At 68.1% G+C, this 23,733-nt stretch carries 21 protein-coding genes and 3 pseudogenes; 12 read left to right on the top strand and 12 right to left on the bottom strand.

Translation table 11 applies throughout. From position 1 onward, the window contains the following. Positions 1-63: 63 nt before the first annotated feature. From MDN94_RS37175 to MDN94_RS37160, 4 genes are all read right to left on the bottom strand, one after another. Positions 64-228 (bottom strand): hypothetical protein, encoded by a 165-nt coding sequence (locus MDN94_RS37175; RefSeq protein ID WP_482730169.1) that lies wholly within the window; start codon positions 226-228, stop codon positions 64-66. Between the two features lie 68 nt (positions 229-296). Continuing rightward, entirely contained in the window at positions 297-458 is a 162-nt protein-coding gene (locus tag MDN94_RS37170) for a hypothetical protein (protein ID WP_467233726.1), read from the bottom strand. 530 nt (positions 459-988) lie between these two features. Then, a complete protein-coding gene (locus tag MDN94_RS37165) occupies positions 989-2,179 on the bottom strand; it encodes a M20 family metallopeptidase (protein WP_482730168.1) in 1,191 nt (396 codons plus the stop codon). Continuing rightward, on the bottom strand, positions 2,176-2,907 hold the full coding sequence (locus MDN94_RS37160; protein ID WP_482730167.1) for an XRE family transcriptional regulator: 732 nt from the start codon (positions 2,905-2,907) through the stop codon (positions 2,176-2,178). Before MDN94_RS37160 ends, MDN94_RS37165 begins: the two co-directional genes overlap by 4 nt. A 260-nt stretch (positions 2,908-3,167) precedes the next feature. On the opposite strand from MDN94_RS37160, the gene MDN94_RS37155 reads away from it, so the two are divergent. The 3 genes and pseudogenes from MDN94_RS37155 to MDN94_RS37145 all read left to right on the top strand — a co-directional run bounded on the left by MDN94_RS37155 (position 3,168) and on the right by MDN94_RS37145 (position 6,082). Continuing rightward, positions 3,168-3,443 (top strand): helix-turn-helix domain-containing protein, encoded by a 276-nt coding sequence (locus MDN94_RS37155; protein WP_482730166.1) that lies wholly within the window; start codon positions 3,168-3,170, stop codon positions 3,441-3,443. 571 nt (positions 3,444-4,014) lie between these two features. Beyond that, positions 4,015-4,653 carry a flavin reductase family protein gene (locus MDN94_RS37150; RefSeq protein WP_266459919.1) on the top strand — a complete coding sequence of 213 codons (639 nt, stop codon included), beginning with the start codon at positions 4,015-4,017 and terminating at the stop codon, positions 4,651-4,653. A 95-nt stretch (positions 4,654-4,748) separates the two neighbouring features. After that, positions 4,749-6,082 (top strand): annotated as a pseudogene (locus MDN94_RS37145) (IS1182 family transposase). Here the strand turns inward: MDN94_RS37145 and MDN94_RS37140 are convergent. The 4 genes from MDN94_RS37140 to MDN94_RS37125 form a co-directional block, all read right to left on the bottom strand. Next, positions 6,043-6,636, bottom strand: a complete 594-nt coding sequence (locus tag MDN94_RS37140) for a hypothetical protein (RefSeq protein ID WP_482730165.1) — start codon at positions 6,634-6,636, stop codon at positions 6,043-6,045. The pseudogene MDN94_RS37145 and the gene MDN94_RS37140 sit on opposite strands and share 40 nt — an antisense overlap. A gap of 234 nt (positions 6,637-6,870) precedes the next feature. Then, on the bottom strand, positions 6,871-7,521 hold the full coding sequence (locus MDN94_RS37135) for a hypothetical protein (protein WP_482730164.1): 651 nt from the start codon (positions 7,519-7,521) through the stop codon (positions 6,871-6,873). Further along, on the bottom strand, positions 7,518-7,880 hold the full coding sequence (locus tag MDN94_RS37130; RefSeq protein ID WP_482730163.1) for a DUF6415 family natural product biosynthesis protein: 363 nt from the start codon (positions 7,878-7,880) through the stop codon (positions 7,518-7,520). Before MDN94_RS37130 ends, MDN94_RS37135 begins: the two co-directional genes overlap by 4 nt. A gap of 80 nt (positions 7,881-7,960) precedes the next feature. After that, positions 7,961-8,380 carry an ATP-binding protein gene (locus MDN94_RS37125; RefSeq protein WP_482730162.1) on the bottom strand — a complete coding sequence of 140 codons (420 nt, stop codon included), beginning with the start codon at positions 8,378-8,380 and terminating at the stop codon, positions 7,961-7,963. Between the two features lie 266 nt (positions 8,381-8,646). Here MDN94_RS37125 and MDN94_RS37120 point away from each other — a divergent pair, with 266 nt between their 5' ends. From MDN94_RS37120 to MDN94_RS37110, 3 genes are all read left to right on the top strand, one after another. Beyond that, a complete protein-coding gene (locus MDN94_RS37120) occupies positions 8,647-9,915 on the top strand; it encodes a helix-turn-helix domain-containing protein (protein WP_482730161.1) in 1,269 nt (422 codons plus the stop codon). Continuing rightward, on the top strand, positions 9,912-10,466 hold the full coding sequence (locus MDN94_RS37115) for an N-acetyltransferase (RefSeq protein ID WP_482730160.1): 555 nt from the start codon (positions 9,912-9,914) through the stop codon (positions 10,464-10,466). Before MDN94_RS37120 ends, MDN94_RS37115 begins: the two co-directional genes overlap by 4 nt. A gap of 95 nt (positions 10,467-10,561) precedes the next feature. Next, a complete protein-coding gene (locus tag MDN94_RS37110) occupies positions 10,562-10,858 on the top strand; it encodes a hypothetical protein (protein WP_482730159.1) in 297 nt (98 codons plus the stop codon). 331 nt (positions 10,859-11,189) lie between these two features. Here the strand turns inward: MDN94_RS37110 and MDN94_RS37105 are convergent, their stop codons facing one another. After that, complete coding sequence (locus MDN94_RS37105; protein ID WP_482730158.1) at positions 11,190-13,088, bottom strand: helix-turn-helix domain-containing protein; 1,899 nt, start codon at positions 13,086-13,088, stop codon at positions 11,190-11,192. 302 nt (positions 13,089-13,390) lie between these two features. Here MDN94_RS37105 and MDN94_RS37100 point away from each other — a divergent pair, with 302 nt between their 5' ends. Genes MDN94_RS37100 through MDN94_RS37090 form a run of 3 tightly spaced genes read left to right on the top strand, consistent with a single transcriptional unit; the run spans position 13,391 to position 15,793 of the window. Continuing rightward, positions 13,391-14,005: a helix-turn-helix transcriptional regulator gene (locus MDN94_RS37100; protein ID WP_482730157.1), complete on the top strand. Its 615-nt coding sequence runs from the start codon at positions 13,391-13,393 to the stop codon at positions 14,003-14,005. Continuing rightward, positions 14,002-14,586 (top strand): signal recognition particle subunit SRP19/SEC65 family protein, encoded by a 585-nt coding sequence (locus MDN94_RS37095; protein WP_482730156.1) that lies wholly within the window; start codon positions 14,002-14,004, stop codon positions 14,584-14,586. The genes MDN94_RS37100 and MDN94_RS37095 overlap by 4 nt, the downstream gene beginning before the upstream one ends. A gap of 1 nt (position 14,587) precedes the next feature. Then, entirely contained in the window at positions 14,588-15,793 is a 1,206-nt protein-coding gene (locus MDN94_RS37090; RefSeq protein ID WP_482730155.1) for an MAB_1171c family putative transporter, read from the top strand. Positions 15,794-15,992: 199 nt separating this feature from the next. Here MDN94_RS37090 and MDN94_RS37085 read toward each other — a convergent pair whose 3' ends face one another. Beyond that, positions 15,993-18,650, bottom strand: coding sequence for a helicase associated domain-containing protein (locus MDN94_RS37085; RefSeq protein WP_482730154.1), 2,658 nt, complete (start codon positions 18,648-18,650; stop codon positions 15,993-15,995). Positions 18,651-19,891: 1,241 nt separating this feature from the next. Between MDN94_RS37085 and MDN94_RS37080 the strand changes: the two genes are divergently transcribed. Further along, complete coding sequence (locus tag MDN94_RS37080) at positions 19,892-20,440, top strand: hypothetical protein (RefSeq protein ID WP_482730153.1); 549 nt, start codon at positions 19,892-19,894, stop codon at positions 20,438-20,440. Positions 20,441-20,754: 314 nt separating this feature from the next. On the opposite strand, the pseudogene MDN94_RS37075 reads toward MDN94_RS37080, so the two are convergent. Next, positions 20,755-21,101, bottom strand: a pseudogene (locus tag MDN94_RS37075) (type I-E CRISPR-associated protein Cas6/Cse3/CasE); the annotation flags it as partial. 59 nt (positions 21,102-21,160) lie between these two features. Between MDN94_RS37075 and MDN94_RS37070 the strand changes: the two are divergent. Next, a protein-coding gene (locus MDN94_RS37070; RefSeq protein ID WP_482730152.1) for an IS5 family transposase occupies positions 21,161-22,092 on the top strand; the annotation gives its coding sequence in 2 pieces (ribosomal slippage) (positions 21,161-21,526 and positions 21,529-22,092; 930 coding nt in all). Between the two features lie 18 nt (positions 22,093-22,110). Here MDN94_RS37070 and MDN94_RS37065 read toward each other — a convergent pair. Beyond that, positions 22,111-22,489: pseudogene (locus MDN94_RS37065) on the bottom strand (type I-E CRISPR-associated protein Cas6/Cse3/CasE); the annotation flags it as partial. A 310-nt stretch (positions 22,490-22,799) separates the two neighbouring features. On the opposite strand from MDN94_RS37065, the gene MDN94_RS37060 reads away from it, so the two are divergent. After that, positions 22,800-23,270, top strand: a complete 471-nt coding sequence (locus MDN94_RS37060; RefSeq protein WP_482730151.1) for a hypothetical protein — start codon at positions 22,800-22,802, stop codon at positions 23,268-23,270. Positions 23,271-23,733 lie beyond the last annotated feature (463 nt).

Below are 23,733 nucleotides of genomic sequence, written 5' to 3'. Positions count from 1 at the left end.
AGTGCCAGAACGGGCCGTGGGCACGACCCCCTGGACAGGAGCCGTGCCCGCGGCCAACGCCGATTACCAGTTGCTGTAGTACTGGGTGTCGTCCGCGTTGTTGGCACCTGCGTGACCGAGGGTGACCTCCGTGACCGAACCGAAGTCGCTCACGCCCGGCGTGACGTACGGCTCCGGCGCGGTCGGCAGCTGCTCGTCCGGAGCGGTGGTGTTGACGGTGTTCTGCATGCTGTTCTGCCTCTCATGGAGAAGGGGTGGGATGTCGTCTGAACGAAGGCGCCGGGCTCGGCGGCTCCTCAGACGAAGTACTCGGTGTCGTCCGCGCGGTCGAAGCCCGCAGTGCCCAAGGTGACCTTGGTGACGGGACCCAGGTCGTTCACTGCCGGTGTCACGTACGAGCCGGATTCGGTGTCGGTTTCGGCCGCAGGGGCGCAGCCGCAACCGTGCTGGTGATGCATAACAGCCTTCCGAACTCGACAACCGCGATTCCCATAGGGAAGCGGCTGCCGTCAGCGACGGCGTCGCACGCCCGGCCCGTGAAGGTGGCTGGCGGCCACCTTCAGGTCCGGCCGGCTCGGCCGTAACGGCCTCCCTGCCATCCGTATCGGTCGGGGAGGTGGTGCTGTCCCTACTTCACCGGATTCGAAGGCCCGTTCCCAGAGACGGAGTTGGCGACTTCCTGGGTGAGGGACTGGGAGGAATCTAGGATGTTCCTAGACGGCCCAACGTCCCCTCCGCTCGGCCCTCGACGACGCGGAACGCATGCTGAGTAGGGGCGAGTGAACTCAGGTGCGCAACCAGAGCCGGACGAGGCTTCGGTGACCGTCGCGTGAAAGACGTGGCCCCCTTGTCGCAGGGCGTCGTGACCGCACCGAAAATCCATGGCCGGTTGATCGTCCGCTCCCCTTCGTTGCGGCGCTGGTTGCCGGACGAGACTTGCTCGGCGTGGACTGGCTGTAATGCGTCCCTCAGCTCGGAGTACGGGCGGTCAGTCCTGCTGGAGCAGATCCAGTACGGCGTGCCGGTAGGCGGCGTAGACGGCAGGGAGGTCGCTGAGGCAGGCGCGCTCGTCGATGCCGTGCAGCCCTTCGTAGCGCACGCCGAAGCCAGCGGTTGCCGCGATGCCTTCGCAGGCAAGCAGGTTGCCGATGTTCGACGGGCCAGCCACCTTGGCCCGGGGCGTCAGGCCGACGGCCCGGGCCGCATCAAGGAGGGCGGCGGCAGGTTGCTCGTCCTCGGCCAGGCAGAACGGCGGCCACACGGCGACCGGTGTCACCTCGGTCGGTGCCGGGGCGAGGAGGTGGGCGTCGAGTTCGGCGACCGCCTTGCGAACCAGGGTTTCGGCGTCGTGCGCGTCGAACGACGGCACTGTGCGTACGTCCACGTTGAGGTCGCAGCGGTCGGGTGTGACGGAGAATCCCTCGCCGCCATGGAAGGAAGTGACCGACAGCTTGGGCGGTAGCGGGAACGTGGTGGCCGGGTCGGGGCCGGGGAGTTCGGCGGCATCGAGGAGGCGCACGAGGTGCGCTGCGCGGCTGACGGCGCTGGTGACGGTGCGGCTGGATCCGGAGTGGCCGGAGGGTGCGTGGACGGTGAGGGTGGCGCGCCACAGGCCTCGGCCGCCGACGACGACCTCGTCACGTCCGGGGTAGCCGATCATGACTCCTGCCGGGCGGTTGGCGTCGATGTCGGTGAGGTAGGCCCGGGCGCCGCCGAAGCCGCCGGTGTGTTCGTCGACGTCGAGGAGCACGGCGAGTCCGCCGCGCAAGGTGTGGGCTGTGGGCATGAGGTCGGCGGCGATGTGACAGAACATGGCGGCGGCCAGCTTGGAGTCGGCCGCGCCGCGGCCGAGGAGCCAGTGGTCGCGCACGTCGCCTGATGCCGGCGGGAACGACCATGCGTCTTCGTCACCGTAGGGTGCGGTGTCCAGGCAAGCGTCCAGGGCCCACCACTTCCCGGGCCGGCCGCCGGGGATCTCCACCAGCAGGCCCACCAGTTCCCCTGCCTCGTCGTGCAGACGCCGGTGCGGAAGGGCATGAGCGGTGAGCCAGTCCTCCAGCACGGCAAGGACCGGACCGTAGGCGTCGATCCCGCCTCTGCTCGGGCGCCTGATCAGCTCTTGGGCAAGCCTGACGACGGATCCGGTGCGCTCGTGCGCCTGGTGAAGGTTGTGGCTCACGCTTCTCCCTCTCGTGGTCGGTTGGGCGGCAGGGCGCGCACAGCGTTGATCGTCTCGACCGGGCGGGCGGAGGCGCACGCTTCGCGGCCGTGGTGGACCAGTCCGATCGCGGCTTCTCTGCTAAGCAGGGCTCCGCAGTCGAACCCGTCGGCCCCGTGGAAGGAGGGCAGCGGCACTACGGCGGCGGCCTCGGAGGCGACGAAGAACCGTTCGGGCGCGGATGCCGAGTCGACCATTCCGATGTGCAGCGTCTTGACTCCGTTGCGGCGCTCGGACGGATCGCGCAGCTCCAGCAGGCGCAGCAGGTGCTCGGTGAGGGCCTGGTGGCGGGGCGGCCCGTAGAGGACCCGGTAGTGGATCAGATCGGGATGCTGGGCCATTGCAGTCTCGATGGCCGCAAGGTAGGGCCTCTCGCGGCTGCGGGAGCCGGTGACGACGAGCTGCTCGCGTGCGCCGCCGACGACATCGACCATGGCGCCGATTAGGTCGGTCCAGTGGGTCAGCACCTTGACGATAGCCTCGCCCGAGGCGGTCTCCACCAGACGGGCCGCGCCGCCGTCTTGGTGGGCGAACAGAATCTCACCGCGCTCCCGGTAGAGCCGGCACAGGCCGGCACGGTTACGCATCCCGGTCCGGCGCCGACCGGACTCCCACGCGCTGAGCACGCTCGCGTCGGCAGCTCCCCCGGTGATGGCGTTGAGCGCCTCCGCAGCCTCCTCCAGTGTCATGTTCCTCGCTAACCGGGCCCGCTTGAGCGCCGATTCATCCCCGCCACGCATGCCCACCGCCCCCTCCTTCTTCACCGTACGACCCGCTTCGTCCGGCACACCCGCGCTGACAGGAATTGTTCGGTCGGGCCATGTGCCACCGGCTACTGCGTGTCGCGTTCACTGCGCGACTCCCCGAGCATGGCATCCCGGATGTCTCCTATAAGCTACCCAGCATGTCGCCTATAGGCAACATCTCTGGGGTTGGATACAGTGCGGTCATGCCGCACATGCACGTCGACCCGGGCCACGCCGCCGTCCTGGCACGGCGCCAGACATTCGGTCGCCGCCTGCGGACCTTGCGCACGGCTGCCGGCCTCTCTCAGGCCCAACTCGCCGAGGCAGCGGGCCTGAACCGCGTGTTCTACGTAGGAGTCGAGGGCGGCAAGCGCAACGTTTCCTTGGATAAGGTCTTTGCCCTCGCCGAGGCACTCCACATTGACGTCACCGAACTCTTCCGCTCCCCTGACGAGCAGGCCGACCATCCAACGCCCTGACGCAGGCCACCGCGAGAGTGGCCGGATTCTGGGTGAGGCATGACTGACTGAAGGCGGATCGGCCGGCCTGCAGCCTCGTTCTGCGGCATAACGACGCTGAACACGCCGTCGCCACCGCACCATGAACAGGACGGCAGTTGGTCGGAGACGTTCGACGTGGTCCACCGCGACCTTCTCGGATCGTCCGATCACCCAAGCCCTAGCGAGCTGCAGCGTCAATGCCTCGAACCAATTGGGCGCCAGCCTAGCCCGGCCGACTTCCGTGGCCCGCGGTGCCTCGGCGGTGAGAGATCGAGGTCCGGCGACCGCCAGCTGGTAGCCGCTCCGGTGCCCACGTTGCAGTACGAGGCCGGGGCGCAGTCGCAGCGGTTGGGGCCGGTTTCAGCGGCTAGGAGCGTGTCCCAGTAATCAACGCCGGGCCTATCACTGTCATTGGATGATCGCTCCACTCGTCCGGAACGCGATGTCGTATCTCCGCCAGCGTCCGCGTCTCACTCACGAGAGAGTCAGCGACGGTTCGTGTTCCTGATCGCGGACCTGTCCGTCTGGCACTCCGCGAAAGGCACAGCGCATGCACGTCGTCCCCGGGCTCAAGGTCCTGTACTTCGGAACTCCGGTGGTGCTGGTCAGCTCACTCAACGAGGACGGCACGGCGAACCTCGCGCCGATGTCCTCGGCGTGGTGGCTGGACCAGTCCTGCATGCTCGGTCTCGGCAACAACGCCCAAACCACCGCGAACCTACTGCGTGAGGGCGAGTGCGTGCTCAACCTGCCCTCGTCGGCGATGGTCGATGCAGTCGACCGGATCGCGCTCACCACCGGAAAGTTGGCCATGCCGGACTACAAGGCAAAGCAGGGCTACCGGCACGAGCCGGACAAGTTCTCGGTCGCACGGCTGACCGAGCAGGCATCGGATCTGGTCCGGGCCCCCAGGGTTGCGGAATGTCCGGTCCAGCTGGAATGCCGGGTCGTCTCGGCCCATCCCTTCGGCGGTCCCGAACCGCATGCTACTGCCTTCGAGGTCGAGGTCCTTCGCGCTCATGTCGAGGAAGACCTGGTCATCCCGGGGACGCACTATGTGGACCCGCTCGGCTGGGATCCTCTGATCATGAAGTTCTGCGAGTTCTTCGGCGGGGGACGCAACGTTCACCCGTCGAGACTCGCCGAGGGCTGGAACATGCCGCACCAGCTCCAGTCGACGACCGTCTGAGCAGGCAACCGGCGGCCCTCGCCTGCATCCCGTGGCCATTCATACGAGATGATCACGGGATGCGTGATGGGGAGGGCCTGTTCGAGGTCGAGCCGATCGAGAAGAGTCGGCCGCAGACGCGTACGGCGGCAGCGGACAAGCGGTTCAGGGCGTTCGACCCGCATCAGGCCCTGCTGCTGCCGCCGTCTCTGGACGACTGGTTGCCCGAGGGACACCTGGCCCGGTTCGTCGCGGACCTGGTCGACGAGGTACTCGACCTGGGACCGGTCCTGGCCGACCACACCGAGAAGCGGGGCTACCCGCCCTACGACCCCAGACTGATGGTACGTCTGCTGATCTACGGCTACACCACCGGCGTCCGCTCCTCCCGGGCGATCCAGCGCAAGTGCGCCGACGACGTCGCGTTCCGGTTCCTGGCCGCCGACCAGGCACCGGACTTCCGCTCGATCGCCCGGTTCCGCCGCCGCCACCTGGAAGCTCTCGCAGACCTGTTCACCCAGTCCCTGCACCTCGCGCAGAAGCTGGGCATGGTCAAGATGGGCCGCGTAGCCCTGGACGGCACCAAACTCGAAGCGAACGCCTCCAAGCACAAGGCGATGAGCTACGGCCGCCTCATCGACAAGGAAGAGCACATCGAGGCCGAGATCGCCGCGCTGGAGGCGAAGGCCGCCGCCCTGCTCGCCGACGCCGAGGCCACCGACGAGGCCCGCCGCCACGCCGAGGACAAGGAGCGACGCCGCCAGACACGTGCGGGCAGCAGCGACGAGCAGGCCGTCACCGCCGCCGGCGAGGCCGCCGCCGCCAAGGCCCGGCCAAAGCCCAAGGCCCAGGCCAACTTCACCGACCCCGACTCGCGGATCATGAAGAACAGCGACGGCGCCTACATCCAGGCCTACAACGCTCAGGCCGTCGTGGACGAGGCCCACCAGGTCATCACTGCCGCCGACGTGAAACCAATGCCTCCGACGCGCTGAACTACACCACGATGCTCGACCAGTCCGCCGCCAACACCGCAACCCATCCCAAGCAGGCCCTCGTCGACGCCGGCTACTGCTCCGAGACGAACCTTGAGGCCGCGCAAGATCGCCAACTCGCCTGCAGCACCGACACGTTAATGGCTACCGGCCGACTCGGACACGACGAACAGGTCCCGCCCACGCCACGCGGACGTATCCCCAAGGACGCGACCCTGAAGGAGCGCATGGCCCGCAAGCTGCGGACCAAGCCCGGCAAGGCCGCCTACGCCCGCCGGAAAGCCATCGTCGAACCCGTCTTCGGACAGATCATGACCTGCCAGAACGGCCGCCAACTCCTCCTGCGCGGTGAGGAAGGCGCCCGAGGAGAGTGGCACCTGCTCGCCGCCTGCCACAACCACCGCAAGATCTTCCGTCACGCCGGGACAGCAGGGATCGCCGCCCTGGCCGACTGACCAGCCGGGCCTCCCCGGCCACGTCGCGAGCCCTGCCGACCGAACACCCAGCGGGCAGACCCCACCGGAGCCCCAACAGGCCCCGAGAGGGCCGCCGCGACCGATCCGCCGGCCACAGGAAGCCGAGCCGCCTGCTCGTTACTGACCCACGCTCCTAGCATGCGCGACTCAGCTGAGAGGTTGTCGTATGTCTTCTCGCAGGCGGGCGGTGAGGTCGGCGTAGGGGCGAGGGCGACTTGTTCAGGTTTCTGCGCGTCGAGCGCGGTGCTGGTGAACAGTGCAACGGCGGTGGTGTTCGGGTCCGCCCACGCACAAGCGGCCTGGGTGACCGGCTTGTTCTCGGCCATGTCCCGGATCGCGCAGCGCACGGTCACGTCCTGTCCGGCCGGGTGGAAGTCGTTCGGCGGAAAGTAGAAGGTGTCGCCCTTCGACGCTTCCTCCAGTGAAGTGAGGACCTCGACGCGTACCGAATCGGGCTCTTTGATCTTGCCGTACAGCCCGTTGAGCTGCAGCGCGTTCTCGCCGTCCTTGGTGATGTAAGAGGCAACCGTCATGCCTCTGGCGCGGACGCGCTGGTCGTTGATGCCCCTGCGGATCTGCTGCCCTCGGTGTCCGAGGCGTCCTGGGCAAGGGCGTAGGAACCCTCGAGAACGGTGATGTGGGATGGGATCACCCGAACTGAGTGCGTGGGGGAGCGCGGGGCCCCGCTCAGGGGAAGTGCGAAGCCCCGCGCGGTCGTGCGCCGTCCGGCGGTCCGGGGCGGGGCCTTCGGGCCGCCGGACGACTGTCTAGGACGCGGCTTTGGCCGCGAGTTCTTCGAGGTCGACGGTCGTGCAGCCGTGCAGCGAGATGAGCGAGCGGGCCGCGAGCGTCCAACGCAGTCGGGGGTCGCTGTACGAGATGAACGTGAGATCGCCCAGCTCCCCAGGGAGCGGCTGAAGTGTGCGGTGGTCGTACACGATGCCGGCTACGCCCCAGGAGGGAGAGAACTCCACCAGCGAGGCGGTGTAACCCTGGCGGAGGTGCGGGCAGTCCCGGACGGCCTCCGCCGCGCAGGCTTCGTGCACCGGCGGGCTGTAGGTCTTATCGCCCTCGCCAAGAGAGTTCCCCCACACGGAGCGGACCAGGAACAGGTGGCGCCCGTCGGGCCGGCCGAAGGTGGACTCGCCGCAGATTTGGCAAAGCATGTGGGCGATGGCTTGGCGCTGGCGCAGAGCATGCACTCCGGCAAGCAGCGGCCTACCGACGCCGCGGGTAGCGGGCACCCTGACCCACAGGGAGCTGTCCCGGCGGTCCGCGCGGGGAAACTCGTCCGCGTAGCCGATGCCTTCCCCACCCGCTCCATGCCGTCGCACGATGGTGCCGGGGAGGGGCTTCTCCGACGACCACGGTGCGATGAACGGCACCCGGACACCGTTCGAGTAGAACTGGCGGGTCACTTTTCCTCCTTCAGCGACTCGGGCGCCTTCACGCATCCGGTCGCGACCAACAGATCCAGTAGTTCGTTGACGGCCCAGCCCATGCGCCGGAGGTGGCCGGCCGCCTGCTGGTAGTCGCCGAGAACGTCTTCCTCGCGCGTCTGGCGGGCCCTTGCGACAAGCTGCGCGGCCCGCTTGTCGCGTTCCTCAGCCCTCGCTGTGGCGGCGACGCTCGTGAGGTGCGTCAGGTGGGCGCGCAGGCGTGACGAGAGCTGTTCCACCTCCGCCTCGGGCGGCAGGACTGTGTCGAGCGCGTCGGCGACGTCGTCCAGGAGGGCGTCGCCGTCGAACGGCGTCCACGTGCGGAATCTTGCGAGCATCGTTTCCAGGGCGCTCCACTCTAGGGGCGGAGTCCAGGAGGCGACCGGATGCGGCCAGTGGCTGGGGGGAGCTTGGGCGGTCACTGCGATGCGCCCCCGACCGGCAGCAGGCACCAGACGGTCGCACCGGCGTCGCTGGTTCCCCAGGTGCCGCTGTAGGTGACGGTGCACCACTCCACGAGCTTGAGGCCGCGGCCGTGCTCCGCATCGTCGTCGGCGTTCTGCACGACGGGCTTTCCCGGCGCGTCGCTGCTCACCGCTATGTACAGGTATCCGTCCTGGAGCCGCATCGCCAGGGTGACTTGGACGCCGCCGCTGTGCTGGATGGCGTTGGTGACGAGCTCCGAGACGATCAGCGTTACCGAGTCGGTCATGTGGGGGAGGCGGCAGTAGTCCAGGCGGGCCGTGGTCAGGCGGCGCATGGCGGCGACGCGGCGGGCATCTTCGGGGGGCAGTTCCTCCCCTCGATCGCGACGGGCAATCTGGAAGGTTGCCGTCATCGTGTCGCGTTCGCGGGGGCCGGCTTCGCTGGCTGGCCGTAAGGCAGTCGTCGTCATCACTTCCTCTTGGGCAGCGCAGTTCCGACCCAGCAGCCGGTGTTGCTGAAGGGCGGCGGGCGGCGAGAGTAGAAGCCGCTCGCCTCGAACAGTCAACGACCGGCTACGCCGCGTGCACAGGAAAAAGCGACGCGCTCCTTCGGCGCCGAACCGGAAATTTTTGCCTTCGCGAGCACCGGGCCCCACCGGCTGAGGGCTACCGTGGTGCCGTGACGGCCAACGTGTACCTCGCAGCTGCAATGGAGCGCGCTGGCCTGACACAGGGCGAGTTAGCCGACCGGCTGAACCAGCGGATTGAGGACCTGACCGGGAGGCCCGGAGCCTTGTCCGATCGACACATCCGACACTGGCTAACCGGAAAAACCCGCTGGCCGCAGAAGAGACAACGGATCGTCCTCGAAGAAGAATTCGGGGTAAGCGCCGAGGAACTGGGGTTCATAGCCCCGTCTCGCCGTACCCCTGCACCATCGGAGGATGACGACGTGCGCCGACGCACCTTCACCACGGCGACCGCTTCCCTCACGGCCGCCGCGTTCCTGCCCACATCCTCAGCCAACGGTGCCACCCGTGTAGGGATGACGGACGCGCACCGGTTGGAAGAGAACTTCGCTCACCTCGTGACTGCGGACAACGCCGCCGGCCTATCCGTGGACCTGGAGACACGAGCAGTCGCCCACGCCCAACACGCCCTGGACCTCATGGCCATCGGCCAGGCCAGCGAACGCGTCCGGCGGCGCTTGTACTTCCTCGCCGCCGCCTTCACCGGCACTGCCCTGTGGGCAGCCCTCGATCGGCTGGAGACCTCCCGCGCCGGACGGCACCTGGACCGCGGCCTGCGCCTCGCACGCCTCTCGGGTGACGCAGGCATGGAGATGCGGATGTGGGGCCACGCGGCGCTGTTCCATCTCCAACAGCGCCAGCTCCCCGACGCGGTCGCAGCAGCCCAGATGAGCCGCGAAACGCACGTCTGCCGCCTGGACCCGCTCTTCCGCTCGCTGGCCACGGCACGCCTGGCCGCAGTGCAAGCAGGCGTCGGAGAGCACACGGCCGCCATCCGTGCCCTCGGGCAAGCGGAGACCGCCTACAGCCGCGCCGACAAGAGCCAGCCGCGGCCGGCCTACGTCGACTTCTACGATGAAGCCGAGTTCGAAGGCCTGAGCGGCATCGTGATGATGAGACTCGGCAGAAACGAGGAATCCGAAGCTCATCTGCACCGAGCCATGGCGGGACTGCGGCCCCACTTCCACCGCAACCGCGTCTACTACTCGGCGCTCCTGGCCACCACACAGCTGCGGCAGGGAGCCGCGGACGCGGCATGCGCCACAGCTCTGAAGGCTCTTGCCGACGCTCCCGACGACCTTCCGGGGAGAACGCAATCTCTGTTCGGGCGCTTCGGCCAAGAACTCACCACGAAGGCGGCCGGAACCCCGTTCGCCGCCCAGTGGGCTGACCGCTACCCCCGAGGAGGACCTGCGTGACCATCGAGGTGAGCCACTACACGGCTGCCGCCCTGGAGGAGATCCGCGAGACGATACTCGACATCCATATCGAGGTCCGGCACCGCGACTTCGGCTTGACCGGCCCGTTCTACGACCGCGACCGCTTCAACGAACGCCTGTCCGCCTACGCGTCACGGCCCGGCTGGACAGCGGTCTTGGGCCACGAGGACGGCGAGCCGGTCGGCTTCTGCTTCGGGACCACGCTGGCGGCCGACAGCAAGTGGTGGGACTCGATGACTGAGCCGCTGCCGGCGAAGACCACCCACGAGACCGGCCAGAGAACCGTAGCCCTCAACGAGATAGTCGTGCGTAAGCCGTGGCGCGGCCGCTCCGTCGCCTGGCAGCTCCACAAGGCATGGCTCCACCACCGCACCGAGGAACGCGTGACCCTGCTGGTCAATCCCGCCAACGGCAACGGCGCCGTGCAAGCTCGCTACGAGGCCTGGGGCTACCGGTCGATCGGGCTGCAACAGCCATTCCCCGACTCTCCCGTTTTCGCGACGATGCTCCGTCCAGTGAAGTTGCCCTGAGTCACTTGAGGGCGCCGCACGCGGCGCCCTCCCCATCTCGATCGCCGTCCTGCGGAACGGGAACCGCCGTTCCTGGATCGTGGTAGAACCGCGCCATGGAACTACTCTCGTCCGCCACTGCTGCCGCCGGCATACGGGCCGGGGGGCAGGTAACTGCCGCTCTGATAGGCCGGTACCGGCCCGTCGGTGTCCCTCGGCTCGGCAGCAAAGAGGACCGGGCGGTGGCGTCGCTGAAGCGGAAGTGGTACGCCGAGGACGCCTTCGCCCGCCGCCAGAGGCTCTACCCCGAACTTGACGTGCCGCCGACCGGCTTCGAGGGTCACCTGCGCAACCCGCTCGGACTTCAGGTGACGGCCATGCCGCCCTTCCGGCGCGTCAGATACGACGTGTAGTGCGAGTCCATGACCACGGGCCATATCTACGGCATCTTCCTCGACCGCTGCTCACTACTGGATGCACCGGACGTGGTGCTGTCGCAGTGCGAGCTGGAGTACCGGCGCTCACGCACTCTCCTGGAGCACGACCAGGACGAGGTGCTCGCAGGGATGGAACGCATCAGCCATGGCTCGAGACCTATCTCAACGCACGGGGCCTGGCCACGGAGCTCACCTACTATTCCAAGCGCACCTTCCTGCGGAACAAACTGATGGAGCGGCCGACCTCGCATCGGTCCGACGATGCCTTCCACGGCTCCCAGTGAGGCGGAACCCCTGCCAGTCCGAATCACGTCACTGGGCCGGGATGGCGGGACGGTGAGTGGAGAGGGCTGTTCGTCCGCACGCACACAGCAATGAAAAGGTCTCTCAGGCCGCTCGTGCTGCCCAGGTCCCTTGCGGTGGCCTGCGCCACCGTCTTCAAGTGACTGCGGACGGTGACGTCGGCCATGCCCAGCTCTCGAGCCGTCCTGTCGACGTGCCCCTGCTGATCCAGCCACGCCATCAACGTGGTCTCCAGGCCACGCCGGTCGGAACGAAGGGGCTGCAGAAGCTCTTCGGCCCAGGCCCGGATGCGAGGGCCTCGGAGCAGATCCTCCAACGTCACCGCAGCCGACGTCTGCTCGTACGTAGCGCCCTGATTCGCGGGCGGTTGCGCCGCAAGCTCGAGTGCGAGTCCGACGAGCACCCGCTGTTCGATGCGGTCGAAGTCCATGCGCAGGAGTTCCGCTGCCCGATGAAGTCGGTAGGCCACCGTATTGCGATGTACGTCGAGCAGCCGCGCTGCCATGGTCCTCGGGTGGCTCAGCGCCACGGAAAGGGTCCGTTCCATCTCGCTTCTTTGGCCTGGGGGTAGGGCACGCAGGGGCGCCAGGAGGTGGCGTGCCCAGGCATGGGCGGGGATCGGATCCATGAGGTCCACGACGCTCGAACCGCCCAGAGTCAGATCTGCGCATCGGTGCGTTTGCTCACCGGACTGGAGTGCTGTCCGGGCCTCCTCATGAGCTGCCCGGAGGGCAGCGAGGGGGCGCCGGCGGCTGCCGCCCAGGCGGTGCGAGTCAGCGCGGGCGACTAGTCGCTGAAGCTGCCGTAAGAGATCCTCATCGCCCCCATCAACGCTCAGCGATGATTCCACAATGACGATGTGACGCGCCTCGTCCGGGCAGGGGACGACGAGTGAGCGGCCCGTGGCCGCAAGAGCTCTGTGGCGCAAGGTCTCCTCACGCTGCTCCTGAGAACCGCAATCGATCACAAACACGCGTGCTTCCTTCGCAGCGGCAAGGGCCGGCGCAATGGTCTTCAGGAGGTTCCTGGCTTTGTCCGGTTCACCGTGGGTCAGTAACTGATAGATGATCGCCTTGGCCTCGTGCACCGAATGATGCACAGTGCCGAATTCCCGCTGCGCCTGGTCCACCAACCCCAGCAGGTGGGCGGCGTGTTGAATGAGCCGAGAATCGGCTGCGTCAAAGGGACGTGCAGACGCCACTTCGAGTACCGCCTCGCCCTCCCGGGTGGGAACCAGGGAAACCTTGCGTCGGTGAAGGCCGACTGGTGACCCCGTCAGATTCGTAGGATGGGGCGTGGAGTCACCAGGTTGAGCCCCCCTTGGCGCCGAAGCCAGCACACCACGCTGCGGTTCGCTGACTACGACATGTGCGTCGAGTGAGGCTGCAAGCCACTTGGTGATCCCGACCAAAGCTGTCGGGTCCGCCCATCGCATGGGAAGGCGGCGCATGAGGCCGGCAAGCCGCTCGAGTTGTCGCTCGGCGTACTCGACACGGCTTCGTGCGAGGTAGTCGTTCACGTGCTCCCAGTCCGACGGCCTGGCAGTGGTGGTCAGTAGCGGAGTCCGCAGACGTGCGGCGGCCGCGAGTGTGGCCGCCGGGAAGGCCGGCGGGGGGCCGTGCTCCGGTACAGCGACGACGAGGCCTGACGCACGGCGTTCGGCCAGAGTGATGACGAGGCGCCCAACGGCACTTGCCGTCCCGCCGACGTCACTGCCGCCGAGATCAATGAGGAACAGGGTTCCCGGGGGATGCGACTGATGACGACTGCGCTTCGCCGGATCTTGGTCCTCCAGCACGACCAGCCCGCACACCTCGATGTATGCGAGTTCCGTCCTGCCTCCGGCCGCGACCTTGAGTTGCAGCTCGCGACGATCGTTGATCAGGTGTTCGAGAGTCGGCACGCTGCTCCCCCTCACCCCCGCTCGGGATGCCCCTGCGGGGTTCAGCCGGCGTCCCACCACGCGATTACGCGGCTTTGCGCTCGGAATTGATGATCCTGAGCAGCCTTTCGCAAGCTGTCAACAATTCTTTACCGCATGGCCCCATCTCTGGCGCGAACCCAACGCCCGGGCCGGATCCGTGCGCGGCGGCGAAAAGTCGCCTCCCGGGGACACGTGGACGTCAACTTTCCTTGACCAGTGGGGCGTTATGCGTGAGCATCGGGCGCGGGCGGAGTCGGCGTCCGTTAGGAGAGCTTGCGAGCATGACAGACGGGCCTCGCGCGCCCACCCTCCCGGTCAGGGTGGCAGAGCGGCTGAACCTGCTGTTCGAAGTGATTCGCCCTCGTGCCCTCGGGCGCTCATGGACGAGTCAGGAGGTGGCGGACCGCTGCGGTGTCAACGCCGACTACGTGGAGGCGCTGCGCGTGGGGTCCCTCGCACCCGATGAGGTGGACCCCCATGTCGACGCCAACCTCCTGTTCGCCCAGCGCCTGGATCACCTCTTTCGCACGCGGGTCTCCCCGGCCACGGGCAGGTTGATGACCCAGAGCGAGGTCGCTGCCGCCCTCGGAGGAACGTCGAAACAGCATGTAGGCAATCTGCGATCAGGGAGGAACAACCCGTCCATCGTTCTGGCCCAGCAGGTCGCCGAGGTGTTCGCGGTGGAGATCAGCTATTTCAGCGCTCCGCCGCTCGCGGCCGTGGCCGCGTGTTTCGGTCATTCCAAGGACTTCCTCGTCGGTCCTGACGACGATCCGTCCGTCGTCCAAGCACTCGCCAATCTGCGTCTGCTGCGCGCGATGGCCGACAAGCGTCTCCGCCATGTCGTGGGCCGGCTTGTGGACGAGTACGAGGCTTCTCGGAGAGACCCGTCATGAAGCATCGAGCAGCCGACGAGGTGCGGCCTCTGCTGTACCGCTGGCTCCTACCCGAAGGTGAACGCATGCCCGCCCCCTTGGCCTGGTCGGTGTGGCGGATGCGGCGGAAGTGGGCCCGTCGCATCCGCAAGGACCTGGCACTGTCCGCCTCTCCGACGCTGCAGGAGGCCATCGATGCCGTGTCCGCTCGACGGGGCCGGCCGGTGAAACTGATCGTGGAGCCGCTTCCGATCCGCGTATCGGGGTACTGCGCGCAGGGCGAGGTCGCCGACTATATCCACGTGGATGCCCACGCCAGCGCCCTGTTGCAGTACCAGGTCGTGTGTCACGAACTGATCCACCTGTTCCGGGGACATACGCCGGAGGCGCACGGGGCGCTGGACGACGAGACAGCGGAAGCCCTCTTCGGCACCATCAGTGCGGACGTGGTGCGCCTGGTGCTGGGCAGGGACAGGTACGACGAGGACGCAGAACTCGAGGCCGAGATCATCGGCACCGTGCTGCTCCAGTGTCTCGATCTGTCCCAGTCGGGCAACGAGGCTCTCACGGCATCACTGGAGGCGGGGCGAACCGGTGTCTGAGGTGCCTTACAACATCGTCTATCTCACCGTCAGCATCTCTGCCTACCTGATCTTCGGGATCCGCGCCGCACGGCTGCGAAGCCGCACCTCGCCGCCGGCACTCGTCTCAACCGCCAGCCTGTTCTTCGGCGGTACAGCCTTCCTGTTCGGGGCACCGGTCGTCTACCGGTGGATCGGCGACATCAGCGGCATGAACAACCTGGCCACGCTGCTGGTCTACAGCAGCGTCCTTCTCTACGGCGGCACTGCTCAGACCATGGCATTGATGTGGGCTTCCGCGTCGTCCTCCCCGGCCCGAGCCGTAACACGGCCCGCCGGTAGGCAACTCGTCATCGCCGGCGTGCTCGTCGCCGTCCTCACTCTCCTGTTCGTGTGGGGCGACCCGCAAGGAGAGCCGACGCCGCTGACCTTCGACGTGGACCAGGCCGCTCACCCTGTGCTGCTGGTGTTCCTGATCGTCTACCAGGTCGGCTGGCTCTACGCCTGCCTCTTCGTCTATCGGATCTGCCGAGTCCATCTGTCCGAACTGAGTTCCGAGCATGCAGTGCTGCAGCGGGGGCTGCGCTGGGTGATGACCGGCCTGCTGACGTGCAGCACGTACGGGATCTGCAAGCTTCTCGCCATCACTGCTGTCGCGCTGGGCTCGCACAGCCTGGACGCTCTCAGCAATATCGTCGGCCCGATGGCCTCAGCGGCCGGTGCCTGCCTCATCGTCTACGGGTTCTACTACCCCGTCGTCTCCCAGTGGCTTGCCGACCGCCGGGACTATCGGCGACTGGCTCCGCTGTGGGAGGCGACCGTGCCACGGCATGTTCCCCATCGCGCGCTGGCTTCCTCGAGTCCGCTGTCCGGGCGCCTCGCCGTCGGCAGCGCAGGCTTCCTCCTCGCCCGTCGCATCATCGAGATCACCGACGCGCAGCGCGCCCTCCTGCCGTACGCGCCTGCCGGCCCGGCACAAATCGTGCGCGCGCATGCAGCGCGGCACCAACTTTCCGGCGACCTTCTTCGGGCCGCCGAGGAGGCAGCAAGCCTACTCGCTGCGGTCAAGCACCCCGCCGATGCTCCGCAGCCCTTGCGGGCCGGACACAACACGGGCGGTCAGCTGGCGAGCGACACCGACGCGCAACGCGAGCGGGAACACCTTCTGCACATTGCTGCCAGCCTGAAGCATCCAATCGTGCTCACCGCCGTCCAGCCAGAGAACTGAGCCGGAGCGGGGACCGTCAGGCGCATTCGCTCGGTGCCCACCCTCGCCGAGCGCCCGACCGCCGACATGAACGTAAGCGTCAAAGGATCGGCGGCAGCGCGACTTGCGTTGGCCGCCACTCCTACAAGTTCCGGGATGAGTTGGTGAACGCCCCTCTCCGCACCTGCCGATGCCGGCAGGTGCGGTGCGCGCGGGAGGGTCACACCCACTCCACCCCGAGCTCGGCGAGCGAGGCACGCTGGTGGTCGGTCAGCTTGTCCCGTCGCGATTTGGTGTTCGAGATCCACACGCCGAGCTTGACGTGATGCTCGTCGCCGTCGATGACCACTGTCTCGGTGTGGGCGCGTTTCACTGTCTGGGTGCCGTGGGTCTCGATGTACTGGGCGAGTGCGGCAAGTCCGCGGCGGAACGCGGCGGGCAGCGGGCCTGCGGCGGCCGCCGGTGCGGGGATGGGGGTGGGGCGTTCGGCGGGTCGGATGCCGAGGGTGGTGAGGCGCTGCTGCTGTTCGGTGTTGAGGCTGTGCCAGTCCTGGGCCTGTTGGCGGATCCACCGGCCGAGGTCTTCGCCGTCGACTGTGACGCCGGGTGTGATGTCCGGCAGCCTGCCGCCTGGTTCGTCGGCGGCGAGGTCGCGCAGGATCGCCCACTGCCGCTGCCAGTCCAGCGGCCAGGGCGCGTTCCAATCCGGGTCGATCTCCTTCAGCTGCGCGGCCCGCTGCTCGGCCCGTTCCGGGTTCTTGCCGAGCCCTTGGGGGCGGCGGAGGTTGACCAGGTGCTGGCCGATGGGCTGCTCGGTGCCGTTCTCGTCCTGCCACAGTGCCTCGTGTTTGGGGGCGAGGTGATCGTGGGCGCGGTGGTAGGAGCGGAACAGCGCGATCTTCGCTTCCCAGGCTTCGTCGCCCGGCTCCCAGACCATGCCCTGCTCGTCCAGGCGCTCGCGCCGGTGCTCGTCGAGCGTGCCCTGCCGATACGCGCGCCGCTGCTCGTGCACCCACCGGCCCACTGGAAACTCCCGCCCTTCCGCCGCGCCTTCGCCTTCGGTGGTGTCGCCGGGGGCGGCGGTGCGGGCGTGGGGGACGGTGGTGTCGTAGGGGACGGCGTAGCGGCCGGTGATCTCGTTCTCGGCGCGCCAGCGGCGCAGGGCCTGCCAGCCCTCGAGCCAGATGGTGGAGTCGGGGCGGATGACCCGGCTGCGGACGAAGGCCGCGATGGTGGACGGGTCGCGGGGGGAGGCGAAGTTCATCATCACGCTCGGCTCCGCCGGCTCCGCAAGTTCCTCGTCCCCTTCACCGGACGTGACGTGGCGCTTCTTCTCCCAGCGGCGTTCACGGGTCAGCGCGGTGGAGGCCAGTTGTTCGACGATCGATTCGTCGTGCGAGCGCAGGCCTTGGAGGACGTCGACGAGGGGCTGGTAGCTTGCGCTGGCGACCATGTCGGTGGGGTCCTCGCCGGGGGCGAGGAAGATCGGCACGATGATGCGGCAGACCTTCGCGCTGCCGTCCGGGTTGGGGCGCAGGCCGCGGCCGATGTTCTGCACGATCTGCACCATCGAGCCCCGCGCGCCGACGATGCAGACCGCTTCCGCGCCTCGTTCGCCGACGATGTCGACGCCCTCACCGAGGATTCGAACGCTGGCGAGGAACGCGCGGTGCACCCGCCGGGCCCGGGCATCCATGCCGTTGGCGAACTGGCGCAGCACGTCGCGGCGGTGGGCGATGGGGTGGTCGCCACACAGCCAGTTGGCCCAGACCCGGTCCGGCGGGACGTGCCGGTAGGGCTCCAGGTCGTCCAGGTCGGACGGTTCGGCGCCGATGGGGGAGGCCGGACGGGCGTCGGCCTCGGCGATGGCGTGCTCGGACACCTCCGTGTCGTAGAGGTCGGCGGCGGTGTCGGCCATGTTCTCGGCGAACGCCTTCGCCTCCTCCACCTGCTGGTGGAAGGTGAGCGTGGTGCGGATGTTGTACTTCGCCGCGTGCTCGAGCAGCGCGGCCTGCAGCAGCGCGAGACGGCGGCCGCGCATCGCGTCCTCCGACAGGCCGACGTAGTAGTCGGGGTCCTCGATTTCCAGCACGTCGATGACGAACGGCGCGAGGATGCCTCGTTCCACGGCCTCCCCGAGCCCGAGCTCGTAGATCCGCTCTCCGTAGACGCCGTCCGGGTCGGAGGCCATCGTCGCGATCGCTAGCTCCGTCCCGTCCCGGCCGCGCAGCGGCCGCGGCGGCGCCAGGATCCTCGGCGTCGCGGTCAGGTACAGCCGGAAGCCGGCCGGGATCCGCTGCTGGTCGTGGATCGCCGCCCACGGTTTCCCAAGATCACCGGCGGTGCCGTGCGCCTCGTCGATCACCGCGAGGTCGAACGGGTCGAGCTTCTGGCTGTACATGAGGTTCCCGCCGGCGAGCGCCGTCTCGAGCGGCCCGCGTACCTTCCGCACCCCGGTCGGATCCGCCGGGTCGTCCCGGTCGACCAGGGATGCGTACGTCGCCAGCACCACCACGGGGCCGGACCCCGCCCACAGCCCCAGCTGGATCGGGTTCGTCGTCGTCCGCACGCCCAGCTCTTCGAGGACCTCGTCCTTCTCGATCGAGCACACCGCGACCATCGGCCCGTGGTGTCCGACCCTCCGCCACGACTGGGCCGTCTGCACCAGAAGCTCGAGCGTCGGCACCATCACCAGCACCCGGCCATGCCGGTACAGATCGAGCGCGGCCGCCGCCGCGGTGTACGTCTTGCCCGACCCCGTTGCGGAGACGACCGTTGCCCGCACACCACGCGACAGAGCCTCGATGCGTGCCGACCATGCGGCCGCCCTGACAATCGCCCGCTTCGCCTCCACCTGGTGCTCACGAAGCTGAATCACGACTCTCTGCCTCCCCTCATGCGATTCCACGCCGGCGGTGGCGCCGGGCAGACGCCGATCACGGGCATCCATGTCCAGGATGCAGGACCGGCGTATCCGCACCCCTAACGCGTCCGGTAAGACCCTCGCCACAACATTCTCGCCCCTCATCCGGCTCGACGCCGCCACACTCCGCCCCTATGGCCGCGTCTCCCCGCACCTGACGCCTGCTGCCGGTGAGCTGTCTGCACCCGGTCACAGTGCCGGGTGCTGGTGCATGTGAGCCGGACACTGCGGTCGCCATCGGGTGGCACATGCGGCACAGGGCTCGCCTGGACCGGGCGCACCGGTTGACACTCCGACGGCCACGCCGCCGACGCCCCGCCGCCGGACCCGACGGTGCGCTGAAGCCGAATTCCAATGCCTCGCTCTCACGGATGTGCAAAGCGATATGAGCCGCTGCCGAAATTGTGCACGCGAACAGTGGGCCAGCTTCCGTCCTGGATCTACCGTGGGCACCACATAGTGGCGGCAGCTCGAAACACCGCCGCCCATTCCAGGAGTTCACCGGCACGTGGAAAGGCGCAGCCCTTCAACAGAACCTACTCACAAAGCGGTGCCGGCCCGTCGAAGCGCCGGCACCACTGACTCGTGCGGAGTCACCACCAACAGATCCAACAGATCCGTAGGGCCCGCCAGCGTGCTGGAACACGTCGGCGGCGCTCAGACTAGACGACGATCCTCAGCAGGAAAAGCACGCCGACGCGATGCTGAGCCAAGTCGAACTGAGCCGACGCCCTCTGAATACCGAAACAGAGGAGCACCATGACATTTGCCACGGCCGCCTGACCGCGGCCTCGGCGCATAGGTGCAGCCCCGGGCCGATTCATCGCGTTCAGCGCGGTGCGCAGCCCCTCAAGCCTTCACAGCCGCCGCCGGAGGCCAGCAACCACCGGCCGGCTTGCCGTCGGCACCGGCACGGCCGGGTCGCCGACCACCGAGGGAACTACACCTCCCTCGTGCGGGCGGTGCTGACAGGAGCTGGAAACGCTCCCCAGCAGCAGCGCCTGTCAGCACCGCACCCGCACGCCTCTCACACATCACGCACCGAATGGCGCGCCCTTTCTGTGCCCACCTCCCCCTGCAGGGCGGCCCAGACGGCACGTCCGACTTCTCGTTCTGCCGCTGCCTCGCGTCCGCCTGGCCTCTCGCATGCCCGGACGCCCGAGCAGGCGGCACTCGTCTCAGAAGGATGCCCACTCATGTCCGCACCTCGTACCACCGTGACCGCGCTCGTGGCGGCCGCCGTCACGGGCACCCTGCTGTCGACCGCAGCTCCTGCGCAGGCCGCTCCGGCGAAGCAGTGCTCCACCACCAGCAAGTCCTTCCGTCTCCCCAGCAAGCCGGACGTCAGGGTGTCGGCCACCCTGTGCATCCAGCGGACCAGCGTCTCCGGCGGCTACCGCTACTACAAGGCATGGCTGAGCAAGGTGAGCTGGGACGGCACCAGCAGCTTCATCGGAGGCACCCGCTTCAACCACATCGACGTCCTCGCCCGCGCCGAACACGGCAGAACACACGTCAAGAACTGCTCCTACGGCATCTGCGAGTACAACCACCTGACCACCCTGATCAACAACAAGGAGAAGGGATCCAAGACCTTCTCCTCGGGCGGCAGCGGCTACGGAATCGCCTTCGTCAAGACACGCACAACCAACTGGACAGCCGACGCAACGGCCACCCTCGACATCGCCAACGACGGCATCCCGACCAAGAAATGGGAACTCAGCGGCACCCGCGCCGTTTGCTAATCAACCCGTCACAGCCGAAACCGTTCCACGACCGGCCGGGACGCTGCTTCCCCGTTCAGCGCCCCGGCCACCCGCAAATGCCCCACGAGCGAGGCCTCCGCTCCAATTGGCAGGTCGATGCGTCGCCCTGCAACAGACGACCCAACCACCGAGCGCCCCTGCACCACTCGCCGCCCCACCGGGGGCACCACTCCCCCAAACCCCGGCACGCGTGCCGTCCCGGGCCCGCCCGTGGTCACCGGTCGTCCGAGCCCTTCTGGTCAGACACTCCTCGTACCGCTCCGGAAGGCTATCCCTGCTGGCGATGGTTATCTTCACCCGATCACGTTGAGCGGGGCGAGGGTGAGCAGGCGGCAGCCGTAGACCTTGGCTTTGCCGATCCCCTGTGTGAGGGTGCGGCGCAGGAGTGTGGGGTCGGTGACTTCGAGCCGGCCGTCGAAGGTGACGGTGACCAGGCTGACGGGCGCTTGCGGCTGCCACGGCCGGCGCTGCGGGACTTGTCGAAGGCGAGGGTTCGCTTGTCGCGGACGGCCAGTTCGTACCGGTCGCCGTGGTGCGGCTGCCGGGTGTGGGTGGTGCCGGCGGGCAGCAGGCGCTTGTCGTCCGGTTTCTCCAGGACGCGGAAGCCGCACGGCTCCTGCCTCTGGAAGAGCCAGCCCATTTAGGCGATGTTTCTCGGATCTCCTGACTTGAGTGGGGTGTTGAGGTCAGGCTGTCTGTATGGGCCGTGGGGATCTGACGAACGCGGAGTGGGACCGGCTGGAGTCGTACTTACCTCGTGGTGGTGCGCGTGGGGGGCGGTGGAGTGATCACCGCCGGGTGATCAACGGGGTACTCTACCGGGTCCGGACGGGCGTGCAGTGGCGGGACCTCCCGGAACGGTTCGGGCCGTGGGAGACGGTCTACAAACGCCATCGTCGCTGGTCAGCAGACGGAACGTGGGCGATGCTGCTGTCTCGGATCCAAGCCGCCGAGGACGCCGCGGGCCAGATCGACTGGGACGTATCCGTGGACTCGACCGCGGTGCGGGCCCACCAGCACGCCGCCGGCGCGAGGAAAGCGCCGACGGCGGCGGTCCCTCAACAGGGGGCCGGCCAGGGGACGAACCAGGTCGATCCGGTGCTGCGGAAACTGGCCGTCCGGCTGGAGGAAGTGGTCAGATCGGCGAATGCCTGGGCCGCTCCCGCGGAGGATTCACCACCAAGATCCACCTCGCCGCTGACGGGCGATGCCGGCCTCTCGCCCTCGTCCTGACACCCGGACACTACGGTGACGGCCCCCAGCTCGAGCACGTGCTGGAGCAGGTCTCCGTGCCCCGTATCGGAGTCGGACGGCCCCGCACCCGGCCCGACCATGTCCTGGCGGACAAGGCCTACACCTCCCGGAAGAACCGCCACTACCTGCGACGACGCGGAATCCGGCACACCATTCCCGAACGTCTCGACCAGCAAAGACACCGCAAGAACCGCGGTTCCCGAGGCGGTCGGCCCACCGGCTTCGACAGCGAGCAATACAAGAAACGCAACACAGTCGAGCGCGCCATCAACCGGCTGAAGGGTTTCCGCGCCGTCGCCACACGCTACGAGAAACGCGCCTACATCTACCTCGGAACCGTCACCCTCGCAGCCCTCACGATCTGGCTCCGCACATGATCCGAGAAACAGTGCCTAGTGCACGGGTGTGAGGTGCGCCCTGCGCTTGGTCGGTTCGCCGTCCTTGCGGCGGGCGTGGTGGACCGGGTTGGCGGTGAGGCGGAACGCCCACCGGTCTCCGGAGGCCAGCCGGTTGAGGAACGGGCCGTAGGGGCGGCTCTGCCAGCCGGGCTGGTCCGGGTCCGCGGCAGCTGCTGCGCGCCAGCTGGCCTGCTCGACGAGGTGGGTCAGGTCGGGCCGGTCGGAGCTGACCACGTACAGCCTCGGGTGTGGGCGTGTCTGTGGGCAGCAGCGCAGGGAAGGACGACATGACGGCGGCGTGCATGGCCTGCGGCAAGGAGAGGAGTTGGCGGGCGCCGGGGCGCGCGGTGTTCACGCGGAAGCGGGTGAGGAACATCAGGCGCTCTCTTCGTCCAGGGCGTCGAACGGGTCGTGCCGCGGCAGCTGCCGGACGGACGGGGTGGGGATGCGTACACGGTCGCTGACAACGGTGCGCAGGGCGTGGCGGCGGTGTTCGACGGCAAAGCTGAGGGGCGGGTCGCAATCACCGGCCTGGACTCATGATCTCTGACCCCAGCCGCAAACTGACCACCAGGTAGGTCCGGAGCGCCGCAGGCGTAACCCCCGCTACCGAAGACGCCGCCGCGTACCCCGCTGTCCGCCGGCATCACCACCGAAACCGACCACCCGAGAGGACCCAACACCTGATGTCCATATGGCCTTCGATCGTTGCCGTACTCGGTACCCTCGCCGGTGCCCTGACCGCCGGACTCCTCCAGCACCGTTCGGCACGCACGGCACGCGCCGAGGAGCGCGCCGACAGCCACCGCCAGGACCAGCTCGGCGCCGTCACCGACTTCGCGGCCGCCCTGGACGCGCACCGCTCGGCAATGTTCCATCGGGAGCGTCTGGCCCTGACCGAGGCAGGCACCGAGCACCAGCTGGAGGCCCAGACGAGGTCCCACGACACCCGGGCGGCAATCACCGCGCCCCATATTCGCCTTCAGGTCCTGGTCCCCGAGCTGGCCGGCCCCGCCCAGCAGGCCGCAGACGCCACGTACGCGCTGCGCAAGGCCATCGACCGGGCCGAGCTGGACGCCCGGCGGCACGCGGCCAAGGAAGCATCCGTCGCCTTCATCGCCGCGGCCGCCACGCTGCTGAGCCCCGACAACCGCTGACTGAGGGCGACCACTGCCAGCGTCCTGGCCATCCGGTCGCGCCGGTCCCGTACGCCCTACAACACTCGTGCGCTCCCGTGGCGGTGTTCCTATTTCTCGCCGACATTCCGGACGTCGGTGATCGTGAAGCGTTCCTGGGAGCCGCAAACAACCGTTCTCGGAGATGACCTACGCACCACTGCACCACGCCAGTGGCAGAGAGCCCGATGGGCGCTGTGCCTGTGCCGGGCAGTGAACCGGATGCCCGGGGCAGAGAAGGGCCGCCACAGGCTCTGAACCGGTCAGCCGGGGACGTCATCATCGAGGCGTCGGCGCAGCCGCAGTAGCACCGGAACATCGGCAACCCAGGCGAGCCGGGCCAGTAGGCCCCGGATCGCTGGATCTCACCTGTCCGGGCCGCCGCCAAGATCCTGTCGATGAGCAATCCACCTGCCTCCGCAACGGCTGGCGGCCGAGATGAGGC

The sequence above is a fragment of the Streptomyces sp. WAC00040 genome, assembly GCF_056835925.1.
This window is presented reverse-complemented; position numbering and strand designations above follow the sequence as displayed.